The sequence below is a fragment of the Exiguobacterium sp. FD-YE-25-4 genome (assembly GCF_057004685.1).
The window spans coordinates 1,079,747-1,100,016 of sequence record NZ_CM168041.1; the positions used below are offsets into that span (position 1 = coordinate 1,079,747).

Here is a 20,270-nt window from a genome sequence, read left to right on the forward strand (position 1 = left end):
GAAGCAATAACGTATCCAGTATACAATCTTTGAAACGATAGAGAAACAGGTGACGTCATGCAAGTATCAGAAGTGGAAGTGTTGATCGTCCTCGCCGAGGAGTTGAACATGCGCAAAGCAGCGGAGCGGTTATTCGTCTCCCAGCCCGCACTCAGTCAACGTCTCGTCACGATCGAGCACCAATGGGGTAAAAAGATATTCGTCCGTTCGACGCGCGGGCTCGCGCTCACACCAGACGGAGAAAAGATCATCGACTTCGCAAAGAAGATGTACAGCGAAGAACAGGAGCTGCGTGGGGAGTTGACGGCGCAACAAGGTGAGGTGTACGGTACATTAAAAATCGCCGTCGCATCCATCATGGGACAGTATTGGCTGCCCCGCGTCTTGAAACGATTCATGGAGCGGTATCCGTCGGTCCGGGTCAAACTCGTGACGGGCTGGTCAAGCGAGATGATGCGCTATATGCTAGAAGAAAATTTTCATATCGGTATCATCCGGGGGAACCCTGACTGGCGCGGCGAGAAGATGAAACTGTTCTCAGATTCGCTCCACTTGGTCGATATGCGGATGACCGATTTAAAGCAACTCAAAAACAACGAGCGCTCGTTCATTCAATTCAAGAGCGACTCGACGTATTATCAAGAGATTCTCGAATGGTGGCAGGAACGGTTCTCGAGCCCGCCGCTGACGACGCTCGTCGTTGATCAGATTGAGACGTGCAAACAGATGGCGCTCCACGGAATTGGCTTCGCGATTTTGCCGGAGTCGACGATTCGAGATGTCGAGGCGATCAATAAGATTCCGCTCACCTCGTCGAACGGGACACCGCTCGTCCGAGATACGTGGATGTTGTCGACCGAATCGATGCTCGAGTTGGCGCAAGTGAAGGCATTTTGGGAAATCGTGGACGAAGTGACAAAGGAGAGTGTGGAATGAGTTGGGCAATTGAAGCAAGACGGCAGTTACATTTGATTCCAGAACGAGGTTATGAAGAGTTTAAGACACAGGCGACGCTTGAGGAGTTGATCCGGTCCCTGAACTCGCCACGGGTGCATATCTCACACTGGCGCACCGGTCTGTTCGTCCGGGTTGATGGGCTTGTCGGTGAGAAGACGATTGGGTACCGGGCCGACATGGACGGCTTGCCGATCACAGAAGAGACAGGACTCGAGTTCGCCTCGGTCCATGAGGGGATGATGCACGCCTGTGGCCACGACGTTCACATGGCGATCGCCCTTGGGTTGATCAAACGTGCCGTCGAGGAGCCGCTCGACCACGACCTCGTTATCTTTTTCCAACCGGCAGAGGAAGGTCCGGGCGGAGCTGAGCCGATGGCCGTGTCGGAACTGTTCTATCATTTCCGTCCCGATGCGATGTTCGGCCTTCATGTGGCTCCGGAATATCCGGTCGGCACGATCGCCTCGCGCCCGGGTGTCTTGTTCGCGAGTGCGCGTGAACTGCATCTGACGATTCACGGAAAAGGCGGGCACGGGGCCTTCCCACATGCCGGAATTGACGCCGTGATCGTCCAAGCTGCCTTAATCATGCAACTTCAAACGGTCATCTCACGGAACATCGATCCGATGGGAAGTGCTGTCATCTCGATCGGTAAGGTCGCGGCCGGCACGAAAGAGAACATCATCGCCGACACGGCGAAACTCGACGGGACGATCCGGGCGCTGTCGGATAAGGAGATGGTCGTGCTCGAAGGGCGTATCCGTCAAATCATCGCCGGAGTGGAGATGACGTATAACGTTCAAATCGACCTAGAGTTCGGCAATCGCTATCACGAGGTCGTCAATGACGAACGTTATTTGTTCCAGTTTGAAGAAGTAGTCGAAGAAGTCGGGTATTCGTACAAGACGTGTGTCCCCGCCATGACCGGCGAAGATTTTGGTTACATGTTGAAGCAAGTACCGGGCTTCATGGTCTGGCTCGGCGTGAACGATATGGGTTCAGGGCTCCATCAATCAACGCTCAATCCGGACGAGCGGGCGATTGATGTCGCCATCGAGCTGTTCGATCATTTCTTTCGAACAGCGATCATTAAATGAAGGGAGCGGACACGACGGTGTCCGCTTTTTTGTGCGAAATGTGTTGAATTGTGCGTGAACGGTTAAAAATTCGGGAAGTAAATAAGACTTGTAAAGCGTCGATATTGTTAATCATGCTCAAATGTGAACATTTTGCGAACTCAAGCATTGAGACATTACAGCGCTATATAAAATCATTATGATAAGGGTATCCAAGGGAAATCATCTGTGATGTTGCGCGATAGACATTGGTTTAAAGCGCTAGAGAGAGATAGGAGGTAATCAATAGATGTTTCAAGATCCTGTCCTGATGAGCCGGGCGTTAACGGCACTCACGTTGGGTTTCCACGTGATATTTGCCACAATCGGCGTCGGGGTTCCACTTTTAATTTTATTGGCAGAGTTTCTAGGCATTAAAAAGAAAGATCCGAAATATACCTTGATGGCCCGTCGTTGGTCACGGGGCTATGTTGTCACAGTAGCGGTCGGTGTTGTGACGGGTACGGCAATCGGGCTTCAGCTGTCCTTACTTTGGCCGAACTTGATGCGGGTAGCCGGTCAAACGATCGCACTCCCATTGTTCATGGAAACGTTCGCGTTCTTCTTTGAGGCGATCTTCCTCGGAATTTATTTGTACACGTGGGATCGATTTAAAAACCCGTGGCACCATATGCTTCTCGGGATTCCGGTCGCGGTCGGTGCCTTGTTCTCAGGTTTCTTCATTACGACCGTGAACAGCTTCATGAACCAACCGGTCGGATTTGATATCGTCGACGGACGGCTTGCCAACGTGAGCCCGCTTGAAGCGATGTTCAGCCCAGCGATGCCAACGAAAATGGCGCACGTCTTGACGTCGGCTATCTTGACGTCGGCATTCATCCTTGCGGCGATCGCGGCCGTCCAGTTGCTCCGTCAGCGACGGAACCAGCTCGACAAGTTGTCAATCGAGTATCACAAAAAAGGACTACGCTTGACGATGACCGTCGCACTCATCTTCGCAATCGCGACTGCTCTTGTCGGGGACTTCTCAGGGAAATACTTGGCGAAGTACCAGCCGGACAAATTGGCGGCTGCGGAGTGGCACTTTGAAACCTCCTCGGAAGCTGAGCTTATCCTAGGCGGCTGGCTCGAGGAAGACGGGGAAGGCGGTTACGAAGTACGTGGCGCTTTGAAGATTCCATACGCCTTGTCCATCTTAGCTGGCGGCGTACCGAACTACGAGGTAACAGGTCTTGATGAATTCGCGAAAGAAGACCAGCCACCGCTATTCATCCACTATCTGTTTGATGCGATGGTCGGGATCGGGATGCTCCTCGCACTGATTTCGTTCTTGTTCGTCCTCGGACGCTATATCAAGCGGTTACCGCAATTCAGTAAACCGATGCTCATCGCCATCGCAGCGGGTGGTCCGCTCGCGATGATGGCCATCGAGTTCGGCTGGTTCTTCGCCGAGTTCGGTCGTCAACCTTGGGCGCTTTATGATTTGATGCGCACGAGTGAAGCGGCCACGACATCAGCGAACGTCGGTTGGATGCTTATCGCCTTTGCGATCCTGTATGCAGTTCTTGGCGTAGTCACGGTGCTCGTCTTGACTCGTCTGTTCAAGGACAACCCAGTAGGGAAAGAACTAAAACAATCGGAGCATCGCGGTGAAGCGATGTTCGCGGATGAAGTGTGATCGGAGGGTATGACATGCAGATTCAAGAACTAGGGATTGCCGTACTATGGACGTTTTTGTACGGCTATCTCATCGTCGCATCGATTGATTTCGGTGCCGGCTTCTTCGCTTTCTATAGTAAGTACACGAAGCGTGACCACATGATCAACCGTCTGATTCAGCGGTACTTGTCACCGACGTGGGAAGTGACGAACGTCTTCTTCGTCTTCTTCTTCGTTGGAATCGTCGGGTTCTTCCCGGATACGGCCTACTATTACGGGACAGCACTTCTCGTTCCGGCTTCGGTCGTCTTGATTTTGTTGGCGATTCGCGGGAGCTTCTATGCGTTCGCCAACTACGGTTCAAAAGAGAGCACGTTTTACATGTTCTTGTACGGGGCAACCGGCCTCTTGATCCCAGCCTCGATGTCGACCGTCCTCACGGTCAGTCAAGGCGGGTTCATCAATGAGACCGAGTCCGGCGTCTTCTTTGACGGCATGAAGTTGTTCACCAACTTCTACTCATGGACCGTTGTCTTCTTGGCAATCGTGTCGGTGCTCTACATCAGTGCCATGTTCCTTTTATTCTACGCGGACAAAGCGCGTGACGTTCAAGCGGTCCCGCTCGTTCGGAAGTGGGCCTTGTTCTGGAGCGTGCCGACGATTATCGCCTCGGGCCTCGTCTTCTTCGGGTTGAAGTCGCAGGCGGCTTGGCATTATGAGAGCATTTTGGCAGGCAACTGGTGGTGGTTCGCCGCAAGTTTCATCTTCTTCGTCGTAGCGGTTTCATTCGTCTACTTGAAGCGGAACTACGGCCTCGCTTTCTTGATGGTCATGGGTCAATTCTTCATGGCTTGGTTCGGATATGGTTATACGCACTTGCCATATATCCTTTATCCGTACATCGACATCAACGGAAGCGTCGTCAACGAATCGATGGCGGTCGCACTCGTCGTCGTCTTCATCCTCGGATTGCTCCTCCTCGTACCGGCGCTGTATCTCTTACTTCGCCTGTTCTTGTTCGACAATGACTATGTACGCGGAAAGCGTTCGAGTGGTAAAGCATAAGACCGGATGATTCCGGTCTTTTTTTGTATAGTTTTTTTGGAGGGAATCGGTTACACTGTACGAAGAATCGGGAACAGAAACAGCGTAGGAAAGGGATGTATGAAATTATGACAGGTGAATTTGCAGTCATCGGATTAGGACGGTTTGGCGGCTCAATCGTTCGTGAATTGTCGGCGAACGGTTATGACGTGTTGGCCATCGATGCCGATGAAGAACGCGTCAACGAGTTTATGGGACTGGCGACACATGCGGTCATCGCGGATACGACAGACGAGAACGTATTGAAGAGTCTCGGCATTCGTAACTTTGAGCACGTCATCGTGGCGATCGGGGAAAACATTCAAGCCTCGATTTTGACGACGCTCATTTTGAAGGAGCTTGGCGTTCAAATCATTACCGTGAAGGCGACGAACGATTATCACGAGAAAGTGTTGCGCCGCATCGGAGCCGATAACATCGTCCACCCGGAACGCGACATGGGTGTTCGGATCGCGAACGGGTTGATGAGTCAAAGCATCCTCGACTACCTCGAACTCTCGAACGAGCACTCGATCGTTGAAATCAAAGCGTCGGATAAGTTGTCGAACAAGTCGCTCATCGACTTGGACCTCCGTGCTAAATACGGCGTCAACATCGTCGCCGTTCGCCGCGACGACGACGTCATCATCTCCCCGCAAGCCGACGAGATGATTCTGCCAGAAGATATCTTGATTATTATCGGCAAAGATACAGACTTGGACCGACTCGAACGTACCCTTCGGTCTAGATAAAAACGAGAGGCGCGCGCCTCTCGTTTTTTTAGATGAGCTTCATTTGTTTTAAGCCGTACTCGATGCCATCCTCGAGAATCGACTTTGTGACGAAGTCGGCAACTTCTTTCGCCTCGGTCCGGGCGTTGCCCATCGCGATACCGGTCCCGACGTATTCGAGCATTGCCAAGTCGTTCAAGGCGTCGCCGAACGCATACGTGTTTTCGAGTCTGTACCCGTTCGCCTCGATGAAGTGGCGAATGCCATCGGCCTTGCTCGCCCCGCGATTGATGACGTCCATGGCGTGGGGGTGCCAACGGATGAAATCAAATTCGCCGTACGCGTCCAAGTAATGATGCTCTTCTTCCGGTGTACAGTAAAGTAACGTCTGGTAGACGGCTTGTTCGATATGGAAGTTCGGTTCGTAAGTCGGGATCGGCATATCGAGTTCTCCAAGCGACTGTTCGACGACATGGTCGTTTGCTTTCGTCGCTCCGCCCCGATCTTGGCCGAGGTAGACGAGCGTGTGGTCGTTCGAGCCGGCATGCGTTGTCAGACGGTGGAGAGCATCTGTCGGTAAGGCATTTCGGTAGACGACCTCACCTTGATGGACGACGATTTGTCCGTTGTAACAGACGAAACTCTCAATCCCGACTTGCGCGGGGATGTCCGACAGCATCGCTGGACCGCGACCGGTCGCGATAAACGTCTCGACGCCGTTCGCGCGGAGTTGTTCGATGGCTTTGATTGTCGAAGGTGGAATGTACGACCCTTCGTGGAGCAACGTCCCATCGATATCAAAAAAGACTACTTTCTTATCTTCCATGTTGTTTCACCATGCTTTCTCTGTCTTTATGAAGTCAGTTTTATACTAAAAAGCATAACATGAAATTGAGAAACCGCCCTCAATCTAACGTCATTAGTGAAATATTGTCACAATATAAGCTATAATGAAGAAAGAATCTTACGGAGACATAATTTTTATAGCGAGAATCACTTATGTATCACATAGATGAACATCAACTACTTGTAGTAAGGAGAGATTAAATGAAGTTTGTAAAGAACCACCAAACAGCTGTGTTTGCCTTAGGCGGACTCGGAGAAATCGGGAAGAACACGTACGTCGTTCAATTCCAAGATGAGATTATCGTCATCGATGCGGGCATCATGTTCCCGGAGGATGACTTGCTTGGAATCGATTACGTGATCCCTGATTACTCGTACTTGATTAAAAACAAAGATAAAGTCAAAGGGGTGTTCATCACCCACGGTCACGAAGACCACATCGGTGGTATCCCGTTCCTGTTGAAACAAGTGAAATTGCCGATCTACGCGACGAAGCTCGCGCTCGGCTTGATTAAAGTGAAGTTAGAGGAGCATGGATTGCTCCGCGAAGCGGAACTTCACGAAATCGATGAGGATACGATCGTTAAATTCCGTAAGACGAGCATCTCGTTCTTCCGGACGACCCACTCGATCCCGAACTCACTCGGTGTCGTCGTCAAGACACCACAAGGAAATATCGTTCATACAGGTGACTTCAAATTTGACTTCACACCGGTCGGCGAACCGGCTGACATCGCGAAGATGGCAGACATCGGGAAAGAAGGCGTGCTCTGTCTCTTGTCTGATTCGACGAACGCAGAAGTCGAAGGCTTCACGATGAGTGAAAAAGTCGTCGGCGGGACGATCAGCGAGACGTTCCGGAAAGCGGAAGGCCGCATCATCTTCGCCACGTTCGCCTCGAACATTTATCGTCTGCAACAAGTCGTCGATGCTTGTGCCGAGACAGGCCGCCATTTGGCTATCTTCGGTCGATCGATGGACAAAGTCATGACGATCGGACAAGAGCTCGGCTTCATCAACGTGCCAAAAGGCATGATCATCGAAGCGAATCAAATGCGGAACTATGAGCCGCATGAAGTGGCAATCCTTTGTACCGGTTCGCAAGGTGAGCCGATGGCTGCGCTCAGCCGCATCGCCAACGGAACACACCGTCAAGTATCGATCATTCCTGGCGACACGGTCATCTTCTCGTCATCTCCGATTCCGGGTAACGCCATCTCGGTCGGGAAAACGATCGACCAATTGTATAAAGCCGGCGCGGACGTCGTTTACGGAAAATTGACGAACATCCACACGTCGGGTCACGGGTCGCAACAAGAGCAATTGCTCATGATCCGCTTGCTCAACCCGAAATTCTTCATGCCGATTCACGGGGAGTATCGCATGTTGGTGAAACACGCCGAACTCGCAGAGTCGGTCGGCATCCCGAAACAGAACAGCTTCATCATGGATAACGGTGAAGTGCTCGCCGTCGACGCCGACTCGGCCGCCATCACCGGGAAAATCTCGGCCAACGCCGTGTACGTCGACGGAAACGGCATCGGGGACATCGGCAATATCGTCTTGCGCGATCGCCGCATCCTTTCAGAGGACGGACTCGTCGTCGTCGTCATCAGCATCGACGGCAAGACGCGTAAACTCGTCTCAGGTCCAGACATCATTTCACGCGGCTTCGTCTATATGCGCGAATCGGGCAGCTTGATTCGTGACGGCGAGCGCTTGCTCAAGAAGACGGTCGAACAAGGATTGTCGAACAAGCAGATGAAGTGGTCAGAGATGAAGCAACTCGTCTCGGATACACTCACGCCATACTTGGCACAAAAAACACGAAGACACCCAATGGTTCTTCCGATCATCATGGAAGTATGAACGAGCGGGCTGTAGGGGACTACAGCCCGTTTTTTAGAGGACAAAGATAAAGGAGATGGTGTCTGATGGAACGCAAGAAACGGAAGAAAGGTTGGTTGAAATGGGGCCTGGCCGCATTCGCCTTACTCTTCCTCATCACGATGGTATACCATCAAGTCAAACCGTTGCCGGACGGCGTGTCGCGTGCGTCGGAACCGGTCGCGATTTCGGATGACCAAATCGATTTTTTATTTGATTTGACGTATCAAGGGGAAGACACGGAAGTGAACGAGCAAGAGATCTTTCAAGACGTCGAACGGTCAATCCGCGAGGCGCGGGAATATATCGTCATGGACTTTTTCTTATTCAACCCATATTCGAATGAAGACCGGCAATATCCGGACATCACGGCTAGCCTGTCGTCGGCCTTGTTAGAACAGATGGAAGCGTATCCGGACATGAACGTCGTGTTGATCACCGATGAGATCAATACGACGTATAACGGTCATGCGTCCGATCATCTCGACGTCTTGAAGGAAGCGGGCGCGGAAATCGTCTACACGAACCTCGATGCGCTCCGCGACCCGAACATCTTATACTCGACGCTGTATCGGATCGGGTTCCAATGGTTCGGGGACAGCCAGAACGGCTGGTTGCCGAACCCGATGGCCAAATCGGCACCGGACATCACGATCCGGTCGTATTTACGGCTGTTGAACGTGAAAGCGAACCACCGCAAAGTGATGGTGACCGAGAATGACGGCTTCGTCTTATCGGCCAACCCGCATGATGCGAGCGGGTATCATTCAAACGTCGGGGTGCGGCTCGATGGCCCGATTTTAGCGGACATCCTCGAAGGGGAGGAAGCGATCGCGACGTTCTCGAAAGGGGATGCCGAACGTTTCCCGAGCGAGGAGAAACTCGCGAATCTGCGCGACGAGCCGTCGGAAGGCCCGATGCAAATCCGCTACGTCACGGAATCCAAGATTCAGGACGCCGTCATCAAGGCGATGGAAGAAGCGGAATCAGGTGAGACGATTTGGATCGGCATGTTCTACTTGGCCGACCGAAACATCATTCAAGCCATTCATGAGGCCGCCGAGCGCGGCGTCTTCGTCAAACTGATTCTTGACCCGAATACGAACGCGTTCGGGCGCGACAAGTCAGGATTGCCGAACTTGCCGGTCGCCGCGGAATTGAACACGGTGAACCCGGAGCAAATCGAGATTCGGTGGTACGAAGTCGGCGAAGAGCAGTACCACCCGAAGATGCTGTACGTGGAAGGGGACCGTCGAGTCGTCGTCATCGGGTCGGGCAACTATACGACCCGCAACATGAACGATTACAACTTGGAGGCGGATGTCGAAGTCGTCACGACCGAGGAGACAGCGTTCATCCGCGAGGTCGACGGGTACTTCAAGCGTCTCTGGAACAACGAGCAAGGAACGTATACGCTCGCCTATGATGAGATTCAGACCGATTTGCCAATCGGAAAGTATGTGATTTATTGGATCCAGAAACTCACTTGGACGATGACCTACTGACACAAGCCCGCCTTCCTGTGAAGGTGGGCTTTGTTGTGGACGGGCTACCATCGACATGACGACGAACAAAACCCGCCCTCATAAAAAGGCGGGTTTTCGTCAATTCGTTTCGACAGGGTTAAACTCGTTCGAATACTCGTACAAGAACCTTCCTGTCTCCCGGAGGACGTCTGTCTTCCGGTGGAGCGAGAAGTGATCGTACGGCACGGTCTCCGTATCGATATTGTTCGTGTATTCTTCGAGTAGGAGCGAGCTGGACGGCTCGATCAAGTTGAACTCGCCGCCGCGCCCTGAGAAGGAGAACACCTGGACGGAACGTGGCCACGTCTCGAGCTTGGCTTGGAACGCTTGCAGACCATCGGAGGTCGGGGACAAGTCGCGGATGGCAGGGCTTCCCGTATTGATTCCGAAGTTGCTAGCGGATAAACCAAAGTTAGCGAGGCGCGTGCCGGCGAACGGACTATCATACGTCACGAACTTGTCGATGATGTAGTCTTCTTGATTCAAGATATAGTTCGCTGCCGCGACGCCGCCCATGCTGTGGCCGATCAAGTACATTCGATCAAACGAACGGTTCCGCTCGTCCTTATAGCGTTCGATGGCGGCGTTCAACCATTTCGTCTGATTGTTGAGCGATGCCTCAGCATCCTCGTATTCGATGCGGACAATCGGTCGCATCGAATTATAGTCGTTGATGACGCAGTCGACCGCACCTTTCGCCGTCACGGTACAGAGCGCCCCATCTTTGGCCAATCCGCGCTGTTCCATATACTGCGAGAGGCGGAGGAAAGTTCGGTCTGTCCCGAGCAACCCGTGCACGGCGAACGTCGGGATGAACTCGTCCGTTTGGGCCGCTTGGCGAATTGCTTCGGTCTTCCGTTCGGTCGTCAATTCTTCGCGAATCGTCACGATGATCAAGGCGAGTGTCAAGACGAGAATCAATCCACCGAAAATACGGGACCGAATCGATGTCTTGTCTGGATTGCCGACGTTTTTGCGGTACTTCCGCCAGACGAAAAAACCGATCAGGGCGAGGGTGAGGCCGACGACGATCGTGATGATCCATGCTTTGACGTTCGGCACGTGGGCGACGAGTGTCATGTTGTTTTGACGGCCGCCGTACACTTGCCATTCGACATGTTTCATGGAACGCAGATCGAGTCCGGTTCCGTCTTCGACGAACACGCCGGTCGGCACCGTCAAATTGAACCGAATATCGGCTTGACGAACGTACCGCTCTGCTAATTGCTTCGGCGAGCCGCTCAAATTCACGCCGGGTAGGTCGACACGGTCGAGCCGAAGGTCGAGATTCGTATTGAGCACATACGAGTCAAACCATATCCCGTCCTCTTTTGCGACATCGAATTTCACATCGGGAGGGACAAGGATACCGGCCGGACCGGTTTTCCATTCTTCTTTGATGTTTTGAAGGTCATCGACATGATCGAACGTCTTCTTCAGCACCATACCCTCGTAATCGTCCTCACTCGAATAGTCACGCGTTGCGTAGCCGTTCTCAGTCGCTTGTTGTTTCCATGTTTCCCAATCAAGCCGCAAATTGAGCAACTTCATGACGGGATGGTCGCGGAAAGCGTACGTCGTCTCTAACGTGACCGACTGGTCGTAATGAACGGTGGCATCATACTCAATCCGGACACATCCGCCGATTAAAAGAAATAAAAATGGGAATACTAACAACAGCGCCTTTTTTTTCAAGCTCGTCACCTCAAATCGGCTCACCGTAAGTCTCTAACGGGTTGGTCGGATTGATGCGGTCGTAAAATAAGACCCCATCTAAATGGTCGAGCTCATGTTGACAGACGATGGCGCGCATCCCACGGAGACGCAATTTGATCGGGGCACCGTCACGGTCGAATCCTTCGATTGTGATGCGGCGATGGCGTGGGACATTCCCTTTCACGACGCGATCGACCGATAGGCACCCTTCGCCGCCGTTTAAGTACGTCTGTTCAACCGAGTGGCTCGTGATTTTCGGGTTGAAAATCGATAGTTTGAACGTGTCGTCTTCTTCATGGAGCAAGACCGTGAAGAAACGGCGATTCACACCAAGCTGAGGTGCAGCGATGCCGACGCCGCCACGAAGTTCATACTTCTCGCTCATCTCGGGATCCTGGCTATTGACGAGGAACGTCTCCATTTCGTCGAGTAACGCGAGGTCTTCTGCCGTCGGTGGGACCGGGACCTCGATTGAACGGGTGCGGAGCCGCTCGTCTCCTTCACGAATCACATCTTTCATCGTTAACATGCAAAACTTCCTTTCCAATGGCGATATGATCAATTATATCATATTTATTAGTGATTTCGCCTAGATGGTACAGAAGGTGAAATGAAAATGATACAGAGCCGAAATCAAGAGAAAGATGTGCTCATGTAAGCGTTTTTATGAGGTGAGCATATTTTTTGCGTTATTATAACAACCCGTTTTATACTGACTAGGAAACGGCAGGATAAGTGTTACTTTCCTGAATCACGTTAATACAGATTGCTTTTTTGGACAGATACACTTAAGATTTGAGGTAGTGTTTGATCACAAAAAAGACAATTGTCTCATAGTTGAAAGGATGAGGTGAAACGAATGAACAACGTTCAGGTACTTCAAAACGTGGAAGAAAACTTCCAAACGTTCCGTATTCTCGACGAGAAGGGCGAGGTCGTCAACCAAGACGCGATGCCCGATGTAACGGACGAGCAACTCCAGGAGCTTATGCGCCGCATGGTCTATACTCGAATCTGGGACCAACGTGCCATCTCGCTCAACCGTCAAGGACGCTTAGGTTTCTATGCGCCAGTGGCTGGTCAAGAAGCAACGATGATCGGGACGCAATACGCGCTCGACAAACAAGACTGGATCCTTCCAGGCTACCGTGATATCCCACAACTCGTATTCCACGGACTTCCGCTTTATCAAGCGTTCTTGTTCTCACGTGGCCACGTCGCGGGTAACCGTATCCCTGAAGACGTCAACGTCTTGATGCCACAAATCATCATCGGGGCACAAATCATCCAAACTGCGGGTGTGGCTATGGGCCTCAAACGCAACGGCAACACAAACGTCGCCATTACTTACACGGGTGACGGTGGTTCATCACAAGGTGACTTCTACGAAGGATTGAACTTCGCAGGTGCATTCAAATCACCAGCCATCTTCGTCGTTCAAAACAACCGCTTCGCCATCTCGACACCTGTTGAGAAGCAAACTGCAGCTAAAACGATCGCGCAAAAAGCTGTCGCAGCGGGAATCAACGGAATTCAAGTTGACGGAATGGACGTTCTTGCTGTCCTCGCCGCAACACAACAAGCGCGTAAAGACGCACTTGATGGAACTCCGACGCTCATCGAAGCACTCACATACCGTTACGGACCACATACGCTCGCTGGGGATGACCCAACACGTTACCGTACGAAAGAACTCGATACAGAGTACCAAGAGAAAGATCCGCTCGTACGTTTCCGCCTCTTCCTCGAAGGCAAGAAGCTTTGGAACGAAGACATGGAAAACGAAGTCATCGAGCAAGCGAAAGCAGACGTGAAAGAAGCGATCAGCCTCGCCGACAAAGAACCAAAACAAAAAGTTTCGGACTTCATCAACAACATGTACGAAACACTTCCTTCAAACTTGAAAGAGCAGCTTGAAGAATATACAGCAAAGGAGTCGAAGTAAGTTATGGCTCAAATGACAATGATCCAAGCGATTACTGATGCGATGCGCGTAGAAATGAAGCGCGACGAGAAAGTACTTCTCTTCGGAGAAGACGTTGGTAAAAACGGTGGGGTCTTCCGTGCGACGGAAGGACTTCAAGATGAGTTCGGCGAAGACCGTGTCTTCGATACGCCACTCGCTGAGTCGGGTATCGGTGGTCTTGCAATCGGTCTTGGTCTCACAGGCTTCCGTCCAATCATGGAAGTTCAGTTCTTCGGATTCGTTTTCGAAGTCTTCGACTCGGTTGCTGCTCAAATGGCACGTATGCGTTACCGTTCAGGCGGCGCTTACAGCCAACCGGTTACAATCCGTTCACCATTCGGTGGCGGTGTTAAAACACCAGAACTTCACGCGGACAGCCTTGAAGGCTTGATGGCTCAGACACCTGGTCTTAAAGTCGTCATCCCGTCAACGCCTTACGATGCTAAAGGTCTTTTGATCGCATCGATCCGTGACAACGACCCAGTCGTATTCCTCGAGCATATGAAACTTTACCGTTCATTCCGTGGCGAAGTTCCAGAAGGCGACTACACGATCGAGCTTGGGAAAGCAGACGTGAAGCGCGAAGGAACTGACGTTTCGATCATCACTTACGGTGCAATGGTCCACACGTCACTCAAAGCGGCAGAAGAGCTTGAGAAAGAAGACATCAACGTCGAAGTCATCGACCTTATGACAGTTAGCCCGCTTGATATCGACACAATCGTAGAATCAGTCAAAAAGACTGGTCGCGCCATCGTCGTTCAAGAAGCACAACGTCAAGCAGGTATTGCGGCAAATGTCGTAACTGAAATTCAAGAACGCGCAATTCTTCACCTCGAGGCACCAGTGCTTCGTGTAACTGCACCAGACACGGTCTTCGCTTTCGCACAAGGGGAAGACGCATGGTTACCTGACCATAAAGATGTCGTTGCAAAAGTTAAGGAAGTTATCAACTTCTGATCGTGTTCATTTAACGATGAGGGAGAATTGTCTCCCTCATTGTGTTTACATGATTAATTGATGGGAGGAAAAACCAGTGGCAGTATTTGAATTTAAATTACCAGACATCGGTGAAGGAATTCACGAAGGTGAAATCGTCAAGTGGTTCGTAAAAGCAGGGGATACAGTAAAAGAAGATGACATTCTTCTTGAAGTTCAAAACGACAAAGCCGTCGTTGAGATTCCTGCTCCAGTTGATGGAACAGTTAAAGACGTTAAAGTCTCTGAAGGTACAGTTGCGGTCGTCGGTGACGTCCTCATCACGTTCGATATCGAAGGTGACGCGCCAGCAGGCGAAGAGGAAGCAGCTCCTGAACAGCCTAAAGCTGAAGAGAAGACTGAAGATGTGAAAGAAGACGTGAAAGAAGACGGCCCGCGTGAAGTTCAACTTCACAAATCGGAGCGCGTCATCGCAATGCCTTCAATCCGCAAGTACGCTCGTGAAAAAGGCGTCGACATCCGTGAAGTCCAGGGTTCTGGCGACAACGGCCGCGTCTTGAAAGAAGACATCGATGCATTCGCAAACGGAGAAGCACCAACAGCAGAAGCTACAACAGAGAAAACAGAATCTGTAGCTCCAGCAGCGGCTGCGAAAACGGAAATCAAACCTTACGAGTCAGCAACGCCTGAACTCGAAACGCGTGAGAAAATCCGTGGTATCCGTAAAGCGATCTCGAAAGCAATGGTTAACTCGAAGCACACAGCTCCACACGTTACACTCATGGACGAAGTCGACGTCACGAAACTCGTCGCACTCCGTAAAGAGTTCAAACAAGTGGCTGCTGACCAAGGCGTGAAACTCACGTACTTGCCGTTCGTCGTTAAAGCATTGACTGCTGCAGCGAAAGCTTACCCAGCGATCAACGCGTCAATCGACGATGTCAACGAAGAAATCGTTTACAAAAACTACTACAACATCGGTATCGCTGCTGATACGGACAACGGTCTCGTTGTTCCTGTCGTCAAAGAAGCGGACCGTAAATCAATCTATGCACTCGCTACAAACATCAATGAGCTTGCCGGTAAAGCACGTGAAGGCAAACTTGCTGGGGACGACATGAAAGGCGGATCGATCACAATCACGAACATCGGTTCAGCTGGTGGACAATGGTTCACACCTGTCATCAACCACCCAGAAGTTGCGATTCTCGGTATCGGTCGCATCGCTGAAAAAGCTGTCGTTAAAGACGGTGAAATCGTCGCGGCTCCAGTCCTCGCGCTCTCATTCAGCTTTGACCACCGCCTCATCGACGGTGCAACAGCTCAAAACGCACTCAACATGGTGAAACGCTTGCTTCAAGATCCAGCACTTCTAATGATGGAGGGATAAGAACATGGTAGTAGGAGAATTCGCACAAGAAACTGATTTGCTTGTCATCGGCGCCGGTCCTGGTGGATACGTCGCAGCCATCCGTGGCGCACAACTCGGCCTTAAAGTCACGATCGTCGAAAAAGGAAACTTTGGTGGCGTCTGCTTGAACGTCGGTTGTATCCCATCGAAAGCATTGATCACGGCTGGTCACAACTTCCAGCACGCTAAAGGTCACTCTTCAATGGGGATCACGTCTGATAACGTGTCAGTCGACTTCACAAAAGTCCAAGACTGGAAACAGTCGGTCGTCAATAAATTGACTGGCGGCGTCAAAGGCCTTTTGAAAGGTAACAAGATTGAAATCGTTCAAGGTGAAGCTTTCTTCGCATCTGAAGACACAGTACGTGTCATCACAGAAGATAGCTCGACTCCTTACAAGTTCAAAAAAGCGATCATCGCGACTGGTTCAACACCTATCGAGATTCCATCGTTCAAATGGTCAAAACGCGTCCTTTCTTCAACTGGCGCATTGGCTCTTCCTGAAGTACCGAAGAAACTCGTCGTCATCGGCGGCGGATACATCGGTATGGAGCTCGGCACAGCGTACGCGAACTTCGATACAGAAGTCGTCGTCGTTGAAGGCGCAAGCGACATCTTGTCTGGCTTCGAGCCGCAAATGACGCAAATCGTCAAAAAGAAACTCAAACAAAAAGGCAACGTCACGATTCACACGAACGCTCTTGCAAAAGGCGTCGAGGAAACAGAAGACGGCGTAACAGTTAAGTTTGAAGTGAACGGCGAAGAGCAGTCTGTTGAAGCGGACTACGTCCTCGTCACAGTCGGCCGTCGTCCAAACACTGGCGACATCGGTCTCGAAAACGCGGAAGTTAAAATCAGCGACCGCGGCATCATCGAAATCGACGACCAGTGCAAAACGTCGAACGAAAATATCTACGCAATCGGCGACATCGTACCTGGACCACCGCTCGCGCACAAAGCTTCTTACGAAGCGAAAGTCGCAGCGGAGGCAGCTGCCGGTAAGCCAGCTTACCTCGACTACTCAGCAATCCCAGCGGTCGTCTTCACTGACCCTGAACTTGCAACAGTCGGTTACACAGAGCCACTCGCAAAAGAAGAAGGACTTGAGATCACTGTATCGAAATTCCCATTCGCAGCGAACGGCCGTGCCCTCGCTCTCGACGAGCCAGACGGCTTCATGAAGCTCATCACGCGTAAAGAGGACGGTCTCTTGATCGGTGCTCAAATCGCGGGTACAGGCGCTTCAGATATGATTGCCGAGCTTGGTCTCGCCATCGAAGCAGGCATGACTGCAGAAGATATCGCGCTTACAATCCACGCTCACCCATCACTCGGTGAGATGGCAATGGAAGCGGCAGAAATCGCAATGGGTATGCCAATCCACGTCGTTAAATAAGTCAAAAGCTCTCTCGCTTACTCGCGAGAGAGCTTTTTCACGTAATGAACGGTCCGTTCGACTTCTTGAAAGCCGATCCGTTCATGGAATTGTTGGCTGCCGACGTTTTCGATTTCCGTATCCGAAGCGAGCTCGTCGCATCCTTTCGACCGGGCGAACGCGGAGGCCGCTTCGACGAGGCGTGTCGCCACGTCCTGTTGCCGCGCGGCTTCGACGACGTAAATCCCTTCTATAAACGCGGTCGGGGAGGTGGAGGTGCCAGGGACATAGTCATGACGGAAGCTGAGCTGACAAAATCCGACCGGTTCATCCGTTTCCGCGATAAAATAGTGCATCTTGCCGGAGCGGATCCCGAGCCGGACCTCAGGGGTCAGTTCAGCAACGGGTGCGTCTGGCCATAGTTGTCGCATGAGAGCTACCAGTTCAAGGCAATCTTGTTCATTCGCTTTTCGAATCTTCATCAGTCGTCCTCCTTATGTTTCGTACGTTCAGTATAAAGGAAAATAAAGAATGAAGTGAGAAAGGAGGGAACGATGATGGCGTTCGATGAAGAATTGTTATACACCGTCTCTGAGACGAGCCGCGTCCGATTCACGGGGATCGAGACAGAGACGTCACGTTATGATTTCGGTTTTGTGTATACACATCAATTTATGAGGAAAGTGCTCGTCGTCTGCATGCAGACCGGACAGTCTGCCCTTCTTGACGTCCATGCGCTCGAAGAACCGAGACAGCTCTATCCGATGCTCGGCATCGCCTTGCGAGACACCGGACACGTCGCCGAGTTTTTACGCCTTTGTCTAACTGAAAATGAGACTGAATCCAACCAAACTGAAAATTCACCCCTTGAAAAAATGTAAGCGTTTTCTTATAATGGAACGTAGGGGAAGCAATTCGATCATCATAAGCCACCTTTTCTTCTGATGACACAAAGCGAGCCGGTCCAATGGACCGGCTCGCTTTCGTCTTAGCGGATAGCTTTTGTTTGTTGGATAACTTTAATCATTTGGAGCGACTCGTCTTCTAGACCTTGGACCGGTAGACCGGCCTCGATGTTGGCCATAATATATTCGAGCGTCGATGTCGTGATGAGCTCTCCCGGAATAATGATTGGGATTCCTGGTGGATATACCATGATGAACTCGGCCGAAATGCGTCCGACGGCGTTCTCGAGTGGAATCGTCTCCGTTTCCTCGTAGAAGGCGTCACGCGGGCTGAGCGCGAGTGGCGGGATCTCTGGGAGCATAATCGACAACGAATCGTTTCCAGACTGGTCGTAGACCGATACGACGTCACGCATCCCGTCAATCAACGCTTGAATCGTCGACTCGTCGTCGGCGCTCGTCACGATGAACAAGACGTTCAACAGATCTGACATCTCGACTTCGATGCGGTGCGTCTCGCGCAAGTACTTCTCGACTTCAAAGCCGGTAATCCCGAGCTCGCGGACCGAGACGAGGATTTTCGTCTCGTCGAGCGCGTACGTCGACTCTGAATGAAGTTCGGCGTGACCGTAGACCGACAAGTGCGGCATGTTGTCGATGGCCGTACGAGCCGTACGTGCGAGCGTGAGGGCACGTTCGTTCATCGCCTCTCCTTTTGTCGCCAATTGGCGACGGGCCGCATCGAGCGACGCGAGGAGAAGATAAGACGTCGATGTCGTCGTGATCATCGAGAGCATCGCGTGAATCCGTTCTGGTGAGACGAGTCCGCGGCGGACGTTCAAAATGGAACTTCCCGTCATCGAGCCGCCGAGTTTGTGCACACTCGTTGCCGCGACGTCCGCGCCGGCCTGCATCGCCGAGAGCGGGAGTTCGTCGTGGAACGGCAAGTGGACACCGTGTGCCTCATCGACGAGGACCGGTACGTCTTGGGCATGGGCGACGGCGACGATCCGTTCTAAATCACCAGCGATCCCGAAGTAAGTCGGGTTGATGACGAGGACGGCTTTCGTGTCAGGGTGCATCTCGAGGGCGCGTTCGACGGCACTTGCCGTGATTCCGTGGGCGATTCCGTATGTCTCATCATATTCAGGGTGAATGAAGACAGGGTGGGCCCCGGTCAAGACGAGCGCGGACATAACAGATTTATGGACGTTGCGCGGCACAATGATCTTTTCGTTCGGTCCGACGACGCCCATGATCATTGCCATGATGGCGCTTGATGTCCCTTGAACTGAGAAAAACGTCTCGTCGGCACGGAACGCTTCGGCTGCGAGGCGCTCGGCCTCGGCAATCGCCGCTTTCGGATGATGAAGGTCATCGAGCGGGGCGATGTTGATCAGGTCGATCTTCAAAGCGTTCTCGCCGATGAAGTCGCGGAACTCAGGGTCCATTCCTTTCCCGCCTTTATGGCCTGGGATGTGGAATGCGATCGGATTCGTGTCCACGTGCGTGAGCAACGTGTCAAAGAGCGGTGTCTCGAGCTGTGTAGCACCTTTAAGTTTCAATAGTAAGTCCTCCTTGATAGCAGTGTGTATATGGGTTGTCGGTTTAAGTTCAATCTCATGTCATTTTAGACGTTTCGTTTTAAAAAACAATGCAACAAAAAAACTATAGTGATTTCTATCCCAACTTGCAATAGTTTTTTTTGTTGATACAATGGTTGTCGAGGTGAAGAATATGCAAATCAACTATCCGATTAATCCGGACTGGACGACGGATGAGCTCATAGAAGTCGTCGAGTTCTACAATCAAGTCGCCCTTGCCAATGAAGGCGGTGTCGACCGCGAAACGTTTTTGGATGCGTATCGGTCGTTCAAACAAATCGTGACATCGAAATCAGAAGAAAAACAACTGAGCGCCGTGCACGACGAACAGACCGGATACTCTACCTATCGTACGGTCCAAGCGGCCCTAAAATCAAATGCAAAGATTATAAAATTGTAACTGCTGGAAAGCATGGGAGAACAGAACAGTTTTCTCATGCTTTTTTTGTTATTTGTCTTTTAAATAGGGTACATATTATTAACAGTTATTTCAGGTTTAGCGTCAGTTGAAATGGGAATATACTCACTAAGATAAAAAATTCAAAATAGTCAGACAATTCTCTTTCCTTTTTGAATCTCATCTGATATA

18 protein-coding genes are annotated in these 20,270 nt (G+C 51.4%); 13 read left to right on the forward strand and 5 right to left on the reverse strand.

Annotated elements, in window-relative coordinates; all coding sequences use genetic code 11:
• Positions 1-57: 57 nt before the first annotated feature.
• The 5 genes from AC13H5_RS05570 to AC13H5_RS05590 all read left to right on the forward strand — a co-directional run bounded on the left by AC13H5_RS05570 (position 58) and on the right by AC13H5_RS05590 (position 5,527).
• Positions 58-936, forward strand: a complete 879-nt coding sequence (locus AC13H5_RS05570) for a LysR family transcriptional regulator (protein WP_034776997.1) — start codon at positions 58-60, stop codon at positions 934-936.
• A complete protein-coding gene (locus AC13H5_RS05575) occupies positions 933-2,054 on the forward strand; it encodes an N-acetyldiaminopimelate deacetylase (protein WP_034776999.1) in 1,122 nt (373 codons plus the stop codon). The genes AC13H5_RS05570 and AC13H5_RS05575 overlap by 4 nt, the downstream gene beginning before the upstream one ends.
• Positions 2,055-2,322: 268 nt before the next feature.
• Positions 2,323-3,711, forward strand: a complete 1,389-nt coding sequence (locus tag AC13H5_RS05580; protein ID WP_034777000.1) for a cytochrome ubiquinol oxidase subunit I — start codon at positions 2,323-2,325, stop codon at positions 3,709-3,711.
• Positions 3,712-3,725: 14 nt separating this feature from the next.
• Positions 3,726-4,757 carry a cytochrome d ubiquinol oxidase subunit II gene (locus AC13H5_RS05585; protein ID WP_034777001.1) on the forward strand — a complete coding sequence of 344 codons (1,032 nt, stop codon included), beginning with the start codon at positions 3,726-3,728 and terminating at the stop codon, positions 4,755-4,757.
• Positions 4,758-4,864: 107 nt separating this feature from the next.
• A complete protein-coding gene (locus AC13H5_RS05590) occupies positions 4,865-5,527 on the forward strand; it encodes a potassium channel family protein (RefSeq protein WP_034779811.1) in 663 nt (220 codons plus the stop codon).
• A 28-nt stretch (positions 5,528-5,555) separates the two neighbouring features.
• On the opposite strand, the gene AC13H5_RS05595 is transcribed toward AC13H5_RS05590, so the two are convergent.
• Positions 5,556-6,332, reverse strand: a complete 777-nt coding sequence (locus AC13H5_RS05595) for a Cof-type HAD-IIB family hydrolase (RefSeq protein ID WP_034777002.1) — start codon at positions 6,330-6,332, stop codon at positions 5,556-5,558.
• A 221-nt stretch (positions 6,333-6,553) separates the two neighbouring features.
• Here AC13H5_RS05595 and rnjA point away from each other — a divergent pair, with 221 nt between their 5' ends.
• A complete protein-coding gene (rnjA, locus tag AC13H5_RS05600) occupies positions 6,554-8,221 on the forward strand; it encodes a ribonuclease J1 (RefSeq protein ID WP_483546449.1) in 1,668 nt (555 codons plus the stop codon).
• Between the two features lie 65 nt (positions 8,222-8,286).
• Positions 8,287-9,744 (forward strand): phospholipase D family protein, encoded by a 1,458-nt coding sequence (locus tag AC13H5_RS05605; RefSeq protein WP_483546450.1) that lies wholly within the window; start codon positions 8,287-8,289, stop codon positions 9,742-9,744.
• Between the two features lie 99 nt (positions 9,745-9,843).
• On the opposite strand, the gene AC13H5_RS05610 is transcribed toward AC13H5_RS05605, so the two are convergent.
• Entirely contained in the window at positions 9,844-11,469 is a 1,626-nt protein-coding gene (locus AC13H5_RS05610; protein ID WP_483546548.1) for an alpha/beta hydrolase, read from the reverse strand.
• A gap of 1 nt (position 11,470) precedes the next feature.
• Entirely contained in the window at positions 11,471-12,010 is a 540-nt protein-coding gene (gene def, locus AC13H5_RS05615; RefSeq protein WP_034777007.1) for a peptide deformylase, read from the reverse strand.
• Between the two features lie 330 nt (positions 12,011-12,340).
• Between def and pdhA the strand changes: the two genes are divergently transcribed.
• The 4 genes from pdhA to lpdA all read left to right on the forward strand — a co-directional run bounded on the left by pdhA (position 12,341) and on the right by lpdA (position 17,193).
• A complete protein-coding gene (pdhA, locus tag AC13H5_RS05620; RefSeq protein WP_034777009.1) occupies positions 12,341-13,426 on the forward strand; it encodes a pyruvate dehydrogenase (acetyl-transferring) E1 component subunit alpha in 1,086 nt (361 codons plus the stop codon).
• A 3-nt stretch (positions 13,427-13,429) separates the two neighbouring features.
• The gene (locus AC13H5_RS05625) at positions 13,430-14,407 is read left to right on the forward strand and encodes an alpha-ketoacid dehydrogenase subunit beta (RefSeq protein WP_034777010.1); all 978 of its coding nucleotides are present in this window, start codon (positions 13,430-13,432) and stop codon (positions 14,405-14,407) included.
• A 76-nt stretch (positions 14,408-14,483) separates the two neighbouring features.
• The gene (locus AC13H5_RS05630; protein ID WP_483546451.1) at positions 14,484-15,776 is read left to right on the forward strand and encodes a dihydrolipoamide acetyltransferase family protein; all 1,293 of its coding nucleotides are present in this window, start codon (positions 14,484-14,486) and stop codon (positions 15,774-15,776) included.
• A 4-nt stretch (positions 15,777-15,780) separates the two neighbouring features.
• Positions 15,781-17,193 carry a dihydrolipoyl dehydrogenase gene (lpdA, locus tag AC13H5_RS05635; protein ID WP_021066997.1) on the forward strand — a complete coding sequence of 471 codons (1,413 nt, stop codon included), beginning with the start codon at positions 15,781-15,783 and terminating at the stop codon, positions 17,191-17,193.
• A gap of 17 nt (positions 17,194-17,210) precedes the next feature.
• Here lpdA and aac(6') read toward each other — a convergent pair whose 3' ends face one another.
• Positions 17,211-17,654 carry an aminoglycoside 6'-N-acetyltransferase gene (gene aac(6'), locus AC13H5_RS05640; protein ID WP_215190245.1) on the reverse strand — a complete coding sequence of 148 codons (444 nt, stop codon included), beginning with the start codon at positions 17,652-17,654 and terminating at the stop codon, positions 17,211-17,213.
• A gap of 72 nt (positions 17,655-17,726) precedes the next feature.
• Here aac(6') and AC13H5_RS05645 point away from each other — a divergent pair, with 72 nt between their 5' ends.
• Positions 17,727-18,053, forward strand: a complete 327-nt coding sequence (locus AC13H5_RS05645; RefSeq protein WP_483546452.1) for a DUF3055 domain-containing protein — start codon at positions 17,727-17,729, stop codon at positions 18,051-18,053.
• 107 nt (positions 18,054-18,160) lie between these two features.
• Here the strand turns inward: AC13H5_RS05645 and AC13H5_RS05650 are convergent, their stop codons facing one another.
• Complete coding sequence (locus AC13H5_RS05650; RefSeq protein ID WP_138859669.1) at positions 18,161-19,642, reverse strand: aminotransferase class I/II-fold pyridoxal phosphate-dependent enzyme; 1,482 nt, start codon at positions 19,640-19,642, stop codon at positions 18,161-18,163.
• Between the two features lie 172 nt (positions 19,643-19,814).
• On the opposite strand from AC13H5_RS05650, the gene AC13H5_RS05655 reads away from it, so the two are divergent.
• Positions 19,815-20,081, forward strand: a complete 267-nt coding sequence (locus AC13H5_RS05655; RefSeq protein WP_034777021.1) for a UPF0223 family protein — start codon at positions 19,815-19,817, stop codon at positions 20,079-20,081.
• Positions 20,082-20,270 lie beyond the last annotated feature (189 nt).

Excerpts from the sequence above, each read along its gene's own strand:
- AC13H5_RS05580 (WP_034777000.1), top strand. The coding sequence starts at position 2,323 with ATGTTTCAAGATCCTGTCCTGATGAGCCGGGCGTTAACGGCACTCACG.
- rnjA (WP_483546449.1), top strand. The coding sequence starts at position 6,554 with ATGAAGTTTGTAAAGAACCACCAAACAGCTGTGTTTGCCTTAGGCGGA.
- AC13H5_RS05575 (WP_034776999.1), top strand. The coding sequence starts at position 933 with ATGAGTTGGGCAATTGAAGCAAGACGGCAGTTACATTTGATTCCAGAA.
- AC13H5_RS05645 (WP_483546452.1), top strand. The coding sequence starts at position 17,727 with ATGATGGCGTTCGATGAAGAATTGTTATACACCGTCTCTGAGACGAGC.
- lpdA (WP_021066997.1), top strand. The coding sequence starts at position 15,781 with ATGGTAGTAGGAGAATTCGCACAAGAAACTGATTTGCTTGTCATCGGC.
- AC13H5_RS05570 (WP_034776997.1), top strand. The coding sequence starts at position 58 with ATGCAAGTATCAGAAGTGGAAGTGTTGATCGTCCTCGCCGAGGAGTTG.
- AC13H5_RS05595 (WP_034777002.1), bottom strand. The coding sequence starts at position 6,332 with ATGGAAGATAAGAAAGTAGTCTTTTTTGATATCGATGGGACGTTGCTC.
- AC13H5_RS05590 (WP_034779811.1), top strand. The coding sequence starts at position 4,865 with ATGACAGGTGAATTTGCAGTCATCGGATTAGGACGGTTTGGCGGCTCA.
- AC13H5_RS05625 (WP_034777010.1), top strand. The coding sequence starts at position 13,430 with ATGGCTCAAATGACAATGATCCAAGCGATTACTGATGCGATGCGCGTA.
- pdhA (WP_034777009.1), top strand. The coding sequence starts at position 12,341 with ATGAACAACGTTCAGGTACTTCAAAACGTGGAAGAAAACTTCCAAACG.
- def (WP_034777007.1), bottom strand. The coding sequence starts at position 12,010 with ATGTTAACGATGAAAGATGTGATTCGTGAAGGAGACGAGCGGCTCCGC.
- AC13H5_RS05605 (WP_483546450.1), top strand. The coding sequence starts at position 8,287 with ATGGAACGCAAGAAACGGAAGAAAGGTTGGTTGAAATGGGGCCTGGCC.
- AC13H5_RS05655 (WP_034777021.1), top strand. The coding sequence starts at position 19,815 with ATGCAAATCAACTATCCGATTAATCCGGACTGGACGACGGATGAGCTC.
- AC13H5_RS05585 (WP_034777001.1), top strand. The coding sequence starts at position 3,726 with ATGCAGATTCAAGAACTAGGGATTGCCGTACTATGGACGTTTTTGTAC.